We start from the raw sequence: 14,437 nt of genomic DNA, 5'->3' as shown, positions 1-14,437 counted from the left end.
ACGAAGGCAAACCAGCTAACATCGTTGAAAAAATGATTCAAGGACGTTTAAATAAATATTTAGCTGAGATTTCTTTAGTAGACCAACCATTTGTAAAAGATCCAGATCAAACAGTTGGAAAATACATTGAATCAAAAGGCGCTGTAGTTAAATCTTTTGTTCGCTTTGAAGTCGGCGAAGGAATTGAAAAACGTGAAGATAACTTTGCTGAAGAAGTTATGAATCAAGTAAACAAATAAAATGAATCATCTTAAAAAGGAACGCAACAATTGCGTTCCTTTTTTACTAGTATTTTTTTAGGATGATCCTTTTTGGTATGGATAGATGAACTTATGTGATAGTCAAACAATGCTTCAATATCGTTTAAGATTTAAAGGTTTCTTATCGAGTGATCTTACTAAGAGAACCAGTATAAGGTCTATCTTTTGATGAAGTTTTTGTCAGAGTATGGTAAAATAGTAAAAGTGAAAGAGCCAATGGAGGGAAACTTAAATGATTGAACCAAAGTATAAACGTATCGTTTTAAAATTAAGCGGTGAAGCTTTAGCAGGTAATACTGGATTCGGAATTGCACCACCAACTATCAAAGAGATTAGTAAAGAAATTAAGGAAGTTAAAGAATTAGGTGTAGAAATCGCTATTGTTGTTGGAGGCGGAAACATTTGGCGCGGTCAAGTTGGTTCTGAGATGGGCATGGAACGAGCACAAGCTGACTATATGGGAATGCTTGCTACAGTAATGAACGCTTTAGCATTGCAAGATTGCCTTGAAAATGAAGGTGTCCCAACGCGTGTACAAACTTCAATCGAAATGCGTCAAATCGCTGAGCCGTATATCCGTAGAAAAGCCGTGCGTCATTTAGAAAAAGGACGCGTCGTTATTTTTGCTGGTGGTACTGGGAATCCTTATTTCTCAACAGATACAACTTCTGCTTTAAGAGCAGCTGAAATTGACGCTGACGTAATCTTAATGGCTAAAAACAATGTTGATGGGATCTATTCAGCCGATCCAAAATTAGATAAAAATGCTACGAAATTTGAAGAATTAACTCATTTGGAAATCATTAACAAAGGTTTACTAGTAATGGATACAACTGCAAGTTCATTGAGTATGGATAACAACATTCCGTTGGTTGTCTTTAATTTAAATGAAACAGGAAATATTAAACGTGTTGCATTAGGTGAAACTATTGGAACAACTGTTAGGGGGAAATAACATGACAAAAGCAATCTTACAAACAACAAATGAAAAAATGGTTAAAACGGAAAGTGCTTTACAACGTGAATTAGGAACAATTCGTGCTGGACGTGCAAATGCTGGTCTATTAGACAGAATTAATGTAGTTTATTACGGAGCACCTACACCATTGAAACAATTGGCTCAAATTTCAGTTCCAGAACCACGCGTTCTAATGATTACACCATTTGATAAAACATCTATCTCTGATATTGAAAAATCTATTATGCAGAGTGATCTTGGTATTAGTCCAGCAAATGATGGAAATGTTATTCGCTTAGTGATTCCTCAATTGACTGAAGAACGCCGTAAAGAGTTAGCAAAAAAAGTAGGTAAAGAAGCTGAAAATGCTAAAGTATCTGTCCGTAACATTCGTCGTGAAGCAATGGATGAATTGAAAAAAGCTGAAAAAAATAACGAAATTACTCAAGATGACTTACGTACTTTTGAAGAAGATATCCAAAAAATTACAAATGAAAGTGTCAAAAATATTGATGCTATCGCTGCTGAAAAAGAAAAAGAACTATTAGACGTATAACTTACTGCTAGAGTAAGTTTACAGTTTTAAAAAAGGCTCTATACTTTATAGGGTTGATTAGATGAATTTAGTTCATGGTTAACACTTCTGGAGGAATAGGATTGCTTGTAGCCCTGTGAAGTATTCAATGCGAATGATACAGCATTATCGCTTTAGCGATTAAGCTGTGTTTGAGGCTTAAGACGGTACCAGGGCTCTTACAAGCAAATCCGTCTATTCCATAAGAATTTTTAGAAGCAGCCACACTATTTGACGAAGAGCCAAAAAGACACTACAGACCATTCATTAGGAAGGTTTGTAGTGTCTTTTTTTTATTTTTTTTAGGCTTTTTCTTTATCTTCTCCCATTAACATGCTTGTTAATTTGGTTACGACAGCAGAAATAATTAACCCAACGATAAATTTTTTGATTCTTCTATTCATTTTTAATGTCCTCCTTAAGTAACTAAGTCTATAATTTATTATAACATTTTTCATTTTTAGAGCCTACTAAAAGGCATTTTTGCACTATAAGTCAGAATCACTAGTAGTTATCATAGAAATTTCAAAATCAAACTTTATTTATTTCTTAAATATTTGCTAAAAAAGTTGTTTATTAGTAAATTTAATAGGTTTTTAGCCCCTTTTTTGCTACAATGAATAATGGTGAATCACGAAGTGGAGGGAAACCCGTGAAAGGATTATTTAGAAAAAGAAATCAAAAAGCAAAAGAAATAACAACTGATTCTTTTAACGTTGATGAAACAATCCCACACCATATTGCTATTATTATGGATGGGAATGGGCGTTGGGCTCAAAAGAGATTTATGCCACGGATTGCTGGTCATAAAGAAGGAATGAATACTGTAAAAAAAGTAACTAAAAGAGCCAGCGAAATTGGTGTTAAAGTATTATCTCTTTACGCATTCTCAACTGAAAATTGGAAACGACCGGATGAAGAAGTAAATTTTCTAATGCAGTTACCAGTTGATTTTTTTGATACTTTTGTACCTGAATTAATGGAGCAGAATGTAAAAGTGCAAGTCATGGGATTTACAGAAAAATTGCCGAATCATACGCGTAAAGCTGTTGAAAAAGCTATTTCTGATACTGAAAAAAATACAGGTATGGTATTGAATTTTGCGCTCAATTATGGCGGACGAAGTGAATTACTTGAAGCTTCAAAAACACTCGCAGAAAAAGTCAAAACGGGTGAAATCGATGTAGAAGATATTACAGAATCTTTATTTGAAGAGTCATTAATGACTCGCAACTTAGAAGAGTATCAAAATGTTGATTTTATGATCCGCACAAGTGGTGAAGAACGAATTAGTAATTTTATGTTATGGCAAAATGCTTATAGTGAGTTTTATTTTTCTAAAGTACTTTGGCCTGATTTTGATGAGCAAGCTTTAGAAGACGCTATCGGAATTTATCAAAAAAGACACCGTCGTTTTGGAGGATTATAATTAGTTTAGGAGGAAATAAAAATGAAACAACGGATTATTACGGCAATTGTTGCCCTTATTCTCTTTGTACCAGTTGTTTATATGGGTTCGTGGATTTTAGAACTTGTTGTTGCTGGGATAGGGATAATTGCGTTATTTGAACTGTTTAGAATGAAAGGCAATAAAATTATGTCGATTGAAGGACTTATTTCTATTTTGGCTTTATTAGTGCTATTATTTCCAAATTATGTAACAAAGCTCATGCCAGAACAGTTTACTACGCAAAATCTATTTTATCTTTTTGTATTATTATTATTGGTTTGCACGGTATTTTCAAAAAACAATTTTACGTTTGATGATGTAGCAGTAGCCGTTCTAGGAACAATGTACATAGGATATGGCTTCAGATTTTTACTGCTGACAAGACAGTCAGGATTAGATTTATTACTATTTGTTTTGTTTGTTGTTTGGTCAACAGATATAGGGGCATACCTGATTGGAAGAAAATTAGGGAAGCACAAACTCGCACCTTCAATCAGTCCCAACAAAACCATTGAAGGTGCCTTAGGCGGAATTGCTTTGGCTATTATCGTGGCATTTATCTACCTCTCTTATTACCCACAAATGAACAACACAAGTTGGATGTTAGTTTTAACGATAATACTTTCAGTAGCAGGACAATTAGGTGACTTAGTTGAATCAGCGCTTAAACGGTATTATGATGTGAAAGATTCTGGCAAATTACTACCGGGTCATGGTGGGATTTTAGATCGTTTTGATAGTTTGCTATTTGTATTGCCAATTCTTTATTTTTCGGGAATGGTTTAATTTTCATAGTGGTTTAGAAAGTAGTTGTCCTTTATTGTGATGGCTGCTTTTCTCTTATAAGTAATAAATTGATAAGTCGGTTGGTTATTGTATCTAAATTATGATAGAATTAAACTTGTTTTGTATGCAGTATGAATCATCTAATCCATCATTAAAAGTTAAACGAATCTTGTAAAGCAGTATAGAGGAGAGAGTATATGATCGCTACCATTATTACTTTTATTATAGTTTTTAGTATTTTAGTAATTTTCCATGAATTTGGGCATTATTATTTTGCAAAAAAAGCAGGTATTTTAGTTAGAGAGTTCGCTATTGGATTCGGACCGAAAATATTTTCCTATCGAAAAGGGGAAACGACATTTACTATTCGTATCTTACCTGTAGGCGGATATGTTCGTATGGCAGGTTATGAAGAAGAAACAGAAATAAAACCTGGTACGCCTCTTGGTTTGCTGTTGAATGACGCTAATGAAGTGACGTTAATTAATAATTACAAGAAAAAACAATTGCTAGATGCAGTTCCGATGGAAATCAGTTCGATTGATTTAGAGAAAGAATTGTATGTTGAAGGTTATCTAGCTGGAGACGAAACCAATCTAGTTCGCTATCCAGTATTAAGAAATGCCATGATTATTGAAGAGGATGGAACTGAAGTTCAAATTGCACCACTGGATGTTCAATTTCAATCCGCTAGTCTGCCAAAAAGAATGATGACGAACTTTGCTGGACCAATGAATAATATTATTCTAGCAGTAGTTGCATTTATTGTACTTGCATTCTTACAAGGCGGAGTAGTCAGTCAAGAAAACATATTGGGTACGGTCATGCCAGATAGTGTTGCAGAAGAAGCAGGCTTAAAAGAAGGCGACCGTGTTGTTCAAATTAACGATGAAAAAATTACTACATGGACAGAAATGGTAAACGTGGTTAAAGTTAATCCTGGGACTGAATTAACTTTTCAAGTTGAATCCGCAGATGTCGCTGAAAAAACAGTTCTACTGACCCCTGTTGCTAATGAAGCAAGCGATGGAACAGAAGTAGGCCAAATTGGTGTTCAAGCCACATTGAAAACATCAATCTGGGACAAAATCAGTTTTGGTTTTACTCAAACTTGGTTTTTGATAACTCAATTATTTACAGTTCTTGGTTCGATGTTTACGAAAGGCTTTTCTATTGATATGTTTGGCGGACCAGTGGCTATTTATGCAACGACGGAATCAGTGGTTCAATCGGGGTTAATAGGAGTAGTCAATTGGCTGGCAGTATTAAGCGTTAATTTAGGAATTGTTAATATGTTGCCTATCCCAGGTCTAGATGGTGGTAAACTGCTATTGAATATAGTAGAAGGCATAAGAAGAAAACCATTAAGTGAAGAAAAAGAAGGAATCATCACCTTAATTGGTGTTGGTTTACTGTTATTATTGATGGTATTAGTTACATGGAATGATATCCAAACGTATTTCTTTAATTAAAAGCTAAAAATGATCAGATAGAGATGAATTTAACGGATCAAAAAGGAGACAGTAAAAGAATGAAACAATCAAAATTATTTATTCCAACATTAAGAGATGTACCGAATGAGGCAGAAGTTTTAAGCCATAAAATGTTATTAAGAGCAGGATACATCAGACAAATTTCAAGTGGTGTTTACAGCTACTTGCCATTAGCTAATCGTGTAATCGAAAAATTAAAAACAATTATGCGTGAAGAATTTGAAAAAATTGATGCAGTTGAAATGCTCATGCCTTCTTTATTGCCTCGTGAATTATGGGAAGAATCAGGTCGTTATGAAACGTATGGCGATGACTTGATGAAATTACAAGACCGTCATGGACGCGATTATCTTTTAGGACCTACTCATGAAGAAGCTTTTACAACTTTGATACGGGATGAAATTACATCATATAAACGTTTGCCACTTTCACTTTATCAAATTCAAACAAAGTTTCGTGATGAAAAACGTCCTCGTTCTGGCTTGTTAAGAGGAAGAGAATTTATCATGAAAGATGCGTATTCTTTTCATGATAGTTATGAAAGCTTAGATGAAACGTACCTAGATTTTGAAAAGGCCTATACAAGAATATTTGAACGTTGCGGATTAGATTTCAGAAGCATCATTGGGGATGCTGGAGCAATGGGCGGCAGCAATTCTAAAGAGTTCATGGCGATATCTGATATAGGAGAAGATACGATTGTTTATTCTGATTCAAGTGACTATTCAGCTAACTTAGAAATGGCAACAAGCTTCCATATGCATAAAAAATCACTTGAAAATGAAAAAGCTTTAGAAAAAGTTGAAATACCAAATAGTAAGACAATTGCGGAAGTTTCTGCATTTCTAGAAGTAGAACCAGAGAAAGTCATGAAGAGCTTATTATTTATGGCTGATGAAAAACCCGTTTTAGTAATCGTCCGAGGCGATCATGAAGTGAATGATGTTAAATTAAAAAATCACCTTGATGCGGCCTTTTTAGAACTAGCAACTGAAGAAGAGACAATGAAGTATCTAGGTGTAAATGCTGGTTCAATCGGACCTGTAGGCGTTAATGAAGAAGTTAAGATTATTGCCGATGTTTATGTTCAAGATATGGTTAATGCTGTTGCAGGAGCGAATGAAAATGGCTATCATTATTTAAATGTAAACTTAGAACGTGATTCAAAAGTTGAAACCTATATCGATTTACGATTTGTACAAGAAGGTGAATTATCACCTGATGGACAAGGCGTTTTGAAATTTGCCAAAGGAATTGAAATTGGCCATATTTTCAAATTAGGAACTCGTTATTCAGAAGCAATGAATGCTACTGTTTTAGACAATAATGGACGTTCTATCCCTGTTGTTATGGGATGTTACGGAATCGGTGTTACGCGATTATTATCTGCTATTACTGAGCAACAAGCTACTGAAGAAGGCTTGAATTGGCCAAGACATCTTTCACCATTTGAACTTCATTTGGTTCCAGTTAACATGAAAGCCGATGACCAAGTAACTTTATCAAATGAATTATATGAAACCTTACAACATGCTGGATTTTCTGTTTTGCTTGATGATCGTAATGAACGAGTGGGCGTGAAATTTAAAGATTCAGATTTAATTGGATTGCCTATTCGCATAACGGTTGGTAAAAAAGCACAAGAAAACATTGTTGAATTAAAACTGAGAAAAACAGGCGAAGCTTTAGAAGTACGCGCTGATGAATTGGTTGACACGTTAAATATATTATTAAGTTCTATCTAATCAATTTTATTCATACAAAAACACAATTATGAAAGGAGTTCAAACAAGTACGTACATCCACTTGTCTGTACTCCTTTTGCAATTAGTTGTTCGATTGCTAAGTGTTTTTCTTTCGTCATACCCTTAGCAAGTGAAAGGAGTTTCTCATGAGTTTAAACCAAGAAGAATTATTTCAAAAATTACTAGAACAAGTGGGCTTACAGCATGAAGAACGTTACACACCGTATTTTTATCAAGCCAAAGTTTTAAAAGTTACGGTTCATAAAGTGTCAAAATGCTGGCATTTTCATTTGCAATTTCAAGACATTTTACCGTTTGAAGTGTATCAAAATCTTTCAGAAAAAATGCAATTGGCGTTTCATTCGATTGCTAATGTTAAATTAACTATCGAGACACTTCAGCCGGTACTGACGATTGAGAAATTAGAACATTACTGGGCAGCAGCAGTGAAGTTAAGCGAAGTTTCTTCACCATTATGCGACAAACCTTTTAGAGAACAGTTTCCACTTTTAAATGGGAAAAAAATCCAATTTCATGTTGAAAACGAAGTTGTAAAAGGCCATTTAATGAATCAGTACCTTCCGCCAGTTGAAGAAGCGTATGCTTCTTTGGGTTTTCCAAAGTTTAAAATTGAGCCGATTATTGATGAAGAGGCACATTTGAAAAAAATAGCAGAATTTCAAGCGAAAAAAGAAGAATCTGAAACGCTATTGGCGATCCGTGCGAATGAAAATATTCAAAAGGCTGAACAAGAAAAGAAACAAAATAAAAATCAAGTTCAAGCTCATAAAGGTCAGGTTGTTTTAGGTCGGAAAATTACAGCTAAAGAAGAGATTAAATCAATGGATCAAATCATTGAAGAAGAGCGCCGTGTCACTATTGAAGGATACGTCTTTGATGTTGAGGTACGTGTATTAAGATCCGAAAGACAGTTATTGATCTTAAAAATGACTGACTACACGTCTTCTTTTTCAGTGAAAAAATTCTCGAATACTCCTGAAGATGAGGCAGCTTTTGCAGCAATCAAAAAAGGGATGTGGGTTCGAGCAAGAGGAAGCGTTCAAGAAGACAATTTTATGCGTGATTTAGTCTTGAACGCTCAAGACATTACGGAATGGGATCATGAAAGTCGTAAAGATACTGCTCCAGAAGATGGCAAACGTGTAGAATTGCATTTGCACAGCAATATGAGCCAAATGGATGCAACCAATACGGTCACAGATTTAGTCAACCAAGCAGCTAAATGGGGACATAAGGCTGTTGCAATAACTGACCATTTTGGTGCTCAATCTTTTCCAGATGCTTTTCATGCAGGTCAAAAAAATGGCATAAAAATTCTTTATGGCATTGAAGCTAATATAGTGGATGATGGTGTGCCAATTGCATATAATCCTAAACACATTGAACTAACAGATGCAACGTACGTTGTTTTTGACGTAGAAACGACCGGACTTTCTGCTGTGTACAACAGTATTATTGAGCTATCAGCCGTTAAAATGCATAAAGGGAATATTATTGAGTCTTTTGAACAATTTATTGATCCAGGACATCCATTATCGCAAACGACAATTAATTTGACTGGTATTACAGATGAAATGGTACAGGGTTCAAAGTCTGAAGAAGAAGTATTGACTTTATTTAAAGAATTCGCTGGAGATTCAATCTTAGTTGCGCATAATGCTAGTTTTGATATGGGATTTTTGAACACTAGTAACGCGAAACACAACATACCGGATGCTGAAAACCCAGTGATTGATACGTTAGAATTGTCACGTTTTTTACATCCACAATTCAAAAGCCATCGTTTAAATACGTTAGCTAAAAAATATGGTGTCAATTTAGAACAGCATCACCGAGCTATTTTTGATGCTGAAACAACTGGGCACTTGTGCTGGGTGTTTCTAAAAGAAGCTAGAGAAGAGCATGACATCCATTTTCAAGATCAATTGAATGAGCATACAGGTGAAGGGGATGCATATAAACGAGCTCGACCTTTTCATGCAACGATTATTGCCACAACACAAACTGGATTGAAAAATCTGTTTAAATTGATTTCTTCATCCATGGTCGATTATTTTTATCGGACTGCACGCTTGCCACGTTCTGAGCTGATTAAACTGCGAGAAGGTTTGATTATTGGAACAGCCTGTAGTCAAGGTGAAGTATTTGAAGCAATGATGCAAAAAGGGTTTGATGAAGCAAAAAATAAAGCGAAGTTTTATGATTATATCGAAGTTATGCCAAAAGAAGTTTACGCTCCTTTGATTGAACAAGAATTAGTGAAAGATGAGTCGGATTTAGAAGAAATTATTCGTAACCTTGTTAAAATTGGAGAGGATTTAAACATTCCAGTAGTTGCAACCGGAAATGTGCATTACTTAAATCCTGAAGATAGCATTTACCGCAAAATATTGATCAATTCTCAAGGCGGAGCAAATCCTTTAAATAGATCTGAATTGCCTGAAGTACATTTTAGAACAACGACAGAAATGCTGGAAACTTTCTCGTTTTTAGGAGAAGAAACGGCACAACAAATCGTTGTTAAAAACACAAATAAAATTGTCGATATGGTTGACGATGCTATTACACCAATAAAAACCGATCTTTATACTCCTAAAATTGAAGGTTCAGAAGATGAAATTCGTCAATTAAGTTATGATGAAGCACATCGATTATATGGCAATCCATTGCCGGATATTATTGAAAAAAGAATCGAAAAAGAATTGAACAGTATTATTGGTAATGGTTTCTCAGTTATCTACTTGATTTCGCAAAAATTGGTGCATAAAAGTATGTCAGATGGCTATTTAGTTGGTTCACGGGGATCTGTCGGTTCCAGTTTTGTTGCAACAATGACTGGAATTACCGAAGTAAACCCAATGCCGCCTCATTATAGTTGTCCTAAGTGTCAGTATTCTGAATTTTTCACAGATGGCTCAGTGGGTTCAGGGTATGATCTACCAGATAAAGCTTGTCCTGAATGTGGAGCTCGTTTGCATAAAGATGGACACGATATTCCTTTTGAAACGTTCTTGGGATTTTATGGAGATAAAGTACCGGATATTGATTTGAATTTCTCCGGTGATTATCAATCTAAAGCTCATAATTATACGAAGGAACTCTTTGGTGAAGAATATGTATTCCGTGCGGGAACAATCGGTACCGTAGCTGACAGAACGGCATTCGGCTATGTAAAAGGCTATGAACGAGACAATAATTTGAATTTACGTGCTGCAGAAATCGATCGCTTAGCAAAAGGGTCAACAGGAGTTAAACGAACAACAGGACAGCATCCAGGTGGTATTATCGTTATACCGGATTATATGGATGTTTATGATTTTACCCCTATTCAATTTCCAGCTGATGCACAAGATTCAGAATGGAAAACGACCCATTTTGATTTCCATTCGATTCATGACAATGTTTTAAAATTAGATATACTGGGTCACGATGATCCAACTGTTATCAGAATGCTACAAGATTTATCTGGAGTCGATCCTAAAACTATTCCTACCGATGATCCAGAAGTAATGAAAATTTTTGGTGGTACCGAAGTTCTAGGAGTAACTCCTGAACAAATCCAGTCGAAAACGGGTACTTTAGGCATTCCGGAATTTGGTACGCGTTTTGTAAGAGGAATGTTGGAAGAAACCTTACCAACAACCTTTGCTGAATTGTTACAAATATCAGGATTGTCACACGGGACGGATGTATGGTTAGGAAATGCGGAAGAATTGATTCGCGTGAATGATATTCCATTATCAGAAGTAATCGGTTGTCGTGATGATATTATGGTTTACCTGATTCATAACGGGATGGAAGATGGCTTAGCCTTTAAAATTATGGAATCGGTTCGTAAAGGAAAAGGAATTCCTGATGATTGGCAAAAAGCTATGCGAGATGAAAATATACCAGAGTGGTACATCGATTCTTGTTTAAAAATTAAGTATATGTTCCCTAAAGCCCATGCGGCCGCATACGTGCTAATGGCTTTACGGGTAGCCTATTACAAAGTTCATTTTCCGATTCTTTATTATGCTGCATATTTTTCTGTCCGTGCAGATGATTTTGATTTAGTTGCTATGGCTAAAGGGAAAGACAGCATAAAACTGAAAATGAAAGAAATAACCGATAAAGGGTTAGATGCTTCAACGAAAGAGAAAAATCTGCTAACGGTTTTAGAATTGACTAATGAAATGGTCGAACGAGGATTTGAATTTAAAATGGTTGATTTAGCAAAATCAGATGCGTCAGATTTTGTTATTGAAGGCAATACGCTGATGGCACCATTTAGAGCAGTACTAGTTTGGAGCTACGTGCTAAGCAAATTATAGAAGCAGAAAGATAACCGTTTCTTTCAAAGAAGATTTAGCTAAAGAGGAAAAGTTCTAAAACGGTTATTGAATATTTAAATGAGAATGGAGTATTAAAAGGATTGCGTGATGAAAATCAATTGTCTTTATTTGATCTCTTTTAATCACTTATTTTTAACCTCTCTAAATTAGAAAATAAACCAAGTTGAAAATCGACTGAAAAGACTTATTTGATAGTGTTTTGTTGCTTATTGCGTGATTTTATGGTATTATTTATTTGGATTTAGATATTCTGTTGAGAGTGAGCGGTGACGCTCACTCTTTTTCGGCAGTAAGTTATAAAACTAACTATAAGGAGGCGAAAAAGTTGAGTAATGTGGTAGAAACAGTAACTGAAATCGTGCAACCTATTGTTGAAAGAAATCAGTTTGAATTGGTAGATATAGAATTTGTAAAAGAGGGTCAAAATTGGTTTTTAAGAGTTTACATTGATAAACCAGAAGGAATTGATTTAGAAGACTGTGCATTAGTTAGTGAGCAAATTAGCCAACATATGGACAAAATTGATCCGGATCCAATACCGCAAGCCTATTTCTTGGAGGTCTCATCTCCTGGAGCTGAAAGACCATTAAAAAAAGAACAAGATTATACAGATTCAATCGGAGAATACATCCATATTTCTTTATATGAACCTGTAGATGGTGAAAAAGTCTATGAAGGAACATTAAAAGAAGTAAACGATGAAACGTTAACGTTGACTATTCGCGTCAAAACGAGAGTGAAAGATATCGATTTCAGCCGTAAAATAATTGCAAAAGCTAGAAGAGCCATTCAATTTTAATTAAATGATTGTTAGAGACAGGAGTGAAGTGAGAAATGAGCAAAGAAATGTTAAATGCTCTTAATGCTTTAGAACAAGAAAAAGGAATTCCAAAAGAATTCGTTATTGAAGCGCTAGAAGTTGCCTTGATTTCGGCTTACAAAAGAAATTATGATCAAGCACAAAACGTTGAGGTTGAATTTGATTTAAAAAAAGGAAACATTCATGTTTATTCTGTTAAAGAAGTGGCAGATGTAGTTTATGACTCTCGCCTTGAAGTAGGCCTTGAAGAAGCTTTAGAATTAAATAAAGCTTATGAATTAGGCGACAAAATCCGTTTCGAAGTAACGCCAAAAGACTTTGGACGAATTGCTGCTCAAACAGCTAAACAAGTTATCATGCAACGTGTACGCGAAGCGGAAAGAAATATTATCTACAATGAATTTATTGCTTATGAAAATGACATTATGCAAGGAATCGTTGAACGACAAGATCATCGTTATATCTACGTTAATTTAGGAAAAATCGAAGCTGTATTATCTAAGCAAGAACAAATTCCTAATGAAGTGTACAAACCTCATGATCGTATCAAAGTATATGTAACAAAAGTAGAAAACACGTCAAAAGGACCACAAATTTTTGTTAGTCGTAGCCATCCTGATTTATTAAAACGGTTATTCGAACAAGAAGTTCCTGAAATCTATGACGGAGTTGTCGAAATCGTTTCGATTGCTAGAGAAGCTGGAGACCGTGCTAAAGTAGCGGTTCGTTCTAGAGAAGAAAATATCGATCCTGTTGGAACTTGTGTCGGACCTAAAGGACAACGTGTACAAGCTATTGTCAATGAGCTAAAAGGTGAAAACATGGATATAGTAGAATGGGATGCAGATCCAGCAACTTATATCGGAAATGCTTTAAATCCTGCTCAAGTTGTCAGTGTAACCTTTAATGAAGCTGCCGGTAGTTGTTTAGTAGTTGTACCTGATTACCAATTGTCTCTTGCTATTGGTAAACGTGGTCAAAATGCTCGATTAGCAGCTAAATTAACAGGCTATAAAATCGATATCAAATCTGAAACAGACATGGCGGCTATTCAATTAGCTAAAGAAGAAGCTGGATTAGTAAAAGATGCAGAGTATGCTGAAGTTATTGAGACAATTGAAAGTCAAGAACAAGAAATGAATGAAGAAGAAATCATTCAAACGGTTGAGGACTTAGATACTGAATTTGATGAAATCACGATTGATGCTGACATCGAAGAAGGCAATCTAGATGCTGAAGCTGCAGAAGAGCTGATTGAGTTAGCTGAAGAACGCAACAACGTTGAAGACTAACAAGAGGTGATGACAATGCAAAAACGCAAAATACCTATGCGGAAATGTGTTATTTCCAATGAAATGAAACCAAAAAAAGATATGATTCGAATTGTGATTAATAAAGAAAATCAAGTATCAATCGATCCTAGTGGTAAACTGCCTGGGCGAGGTGCTTATGTCTCAATTGAACCTGAAATTGTACAAGCTGCATGGGAAAAACATGTGCTAGATAAAGTATTGGGAACAGCATTAGACGATGATTTTTATCAAAAACTGTTGGATTATGTTACGCATCAAAAAGCTAGGATGAGTTTATGATAGAAGAACAAAAAGTATTAAATCTTTTAGGTATGGCAACAAGAGCAGGCAAGCTTACTACTGGAGAAGACCTGAGTTTGAAAGAAATCAGAAATCTATCTGCAAAAGTTGTTATTGTGGCTACAGATGCTAGTGAAAATACTAAGAAGAAAATCTCGGATAAGTGCAATTATTATCATATTCCTTTTATAATTCACTTTACGAGAAGTGAGTTAAGCCAAGCAATAGGAAGAGAACGAACCATTTGCACCATCACGGATAATGGCTTTGGAAAAAATTCCGAGAATTATTATCAATTTAATTGGAGGGTGATAACATGGCTAAAAACGTGTTTATGAGTACGCCAAAGAATTGGATGTACCAACTAAAAGTGTTATTGATAAAGCGAAGAACTTGGGATTGAC

Annotated in this window: 11 protein-coding genes and 2 pseudogenes; all 13 read left to right on the top strand. The window is 35.2% G+C overall.

The window, feature by feature from the left end:
• Window positions 1-239 (top strand): annotated as a pseudogene (locus CAT7_RS10860) (translation elongation factor Ts); the annotation flags it as partial.
• Window positions 240-492: 253 nt separating this feature from the next.
• Window positions 493-1,215 carry a UMP kinase gene (pyrH, locus tag CAT7_RS10855; protein ID WP_007725548.1) on the top strand — a complete coding sequence of 241 codons (723 nt, stop codon included), beginning with the start codon at window positions 493-495 and terminating at the stop codon, window positions 1,213-1,215.
• Window position 1,216: 1 nt separating this feature from the next.
• The gene (gene frr / locus CAT7_RS10850) at window positions 1,217-1,774 is read left to right on the top strand and encodes a ribosome recycling factor (protein WP_007725546.1); all 558 of its coding nucleotides are present in this window, start codon (window positions 1,217-1,219) and stop codon (window positions 1,772-1,774) included.
• A 670-nt stretch (window positions 1,775-2,444) separates the two neighbouring features.
• Window positions 2,445-3,221: an isoprenyl transferase gene (locus CAT7_RS10845; RefSeq protein WP_007725533.1), complete on the top strand. Its 777-nt coding sequence runs from the start codon at window positions 2,445-2,447 to the stop codon at window positions 3,219-3,221.
• A gap of 21 nt (window positions 3,222-3,242) precedes the next feature.
• On the top strand, window positions 3,243-4,028 hold the full coding sequence (locus CAT7_RS10840) for a phosphatidate cytidylyltransferase (protein ID WP_007725531.1): 786 nt from the start codon (window positions 3,243-3,245) through the stop codon (window positions 4,026-4,028).
• 200 nt (window positions 4,029-4,228) lie between these two features.
• Complete coding sequence (gene rseP, locus CAT7_RS10835; RefSeq protein ID WP_029276961.1) at window positions 4,229-5,500, top strand: RIP metalloprotease RseP; 1,272 nt, start codon at window positions 4,229-4,231, stop codon at window positions 5,498-5,500.
• A gap of 59 nt (window positions 5,501-5,559) precedes the next feature.
• Complete coding sequence (locus CAT7_RS10830; RefSeq protein WP_007725527.1) at window positions 5,560-7,266, top strand: proline--tRNA ligase; 1,707 nt, start codon at window positions 5,560-5,562, stop codon at window positions 7,264-7,266.
• 146 nt (window positions 7,267-7,412) lie between these two features.
• A pseudogene (locus CAT7_RS10825) lies at window positions 7,413-11,743 on the top strand (PolC-type DNA polymerase III).
• A 203-nt stretch (window positions 11,744-11,946) separates the two neighbouring features.
• The gene (rimP, locus tag CAT7_RS10820; RefSeq protein ID WP_007725523.1) at window positions 11,947-12,420 is read left to right on the top strand and encodes a ribosome maturation factor RimP; all 474 of its coding nucleotides are present in this window, start codon (window positions 11,947-11,949) and stop codon (window positions 12,418-12,420) included.
• 35 nt (window positions 12,421-12,455) lie between these two features.
• A complete protein-coding gene (nusA, locus tag CAT7_RS10815) occupies window positions 12,456-13,733 on the top strand; it encodes a transcription termination factor NusA (RefSeq protein ID WP_007725522.1) in 1,278 nt (425 codons plus the stop codon).
• A gap of 15 nt (window positions 13,734-13,748) precedes the next feature.
• Window positions 13,749-14,033 carry an RNase P modulator RnpM gene (gene rnpM / locus CAT7_RS10810; protein WP_007725521.1) on the top strand — a complete coding sequence of 95 codons (285 nt, stop codon included), beginning with the start codon at window positions 13,749-13,751 and terminating at the stop codon, window positions 14,031-14,033.
• Window positions 14,030-14,371, top strand: a complete 342-nt coding sequence (locus tag CAT7_RS10805) for a L7Ae/L30e/S12e/Gadd45 family ribosomal protein (protein ID WP_007725520.1) — start codon at window positions 14,030-14,032, stop codon at window positions 14,369-14,371. Before rnpM ends, CAT7_RS10805 begins: the two co-directional genes overlap by 4 nt.
• A 13-nt stretch (window positions 14,372-14,384) precedes the next feature.
• The coding region (locus CAT7_RS12725; protein WP_442852120.1) for a hypothetical protein at window positions 14,385-14,437 on the top strand (53 nt) is incomplete at its 3' end.

This window comes from Carnobacterium sp. AT7 (genome assembly GCF_000171855.1).
Lineage (GTDB): Bacteria > Bacillota > Bacilli > Lactobacillales > Carnobacteriaceae > Carnobacterium_B > Carnobacterium_B jeotgali.
Note: the sequence above shows the minus strand (reverse complement) of the source record. Positions and strands in the feature narration are given on the sequence as shown.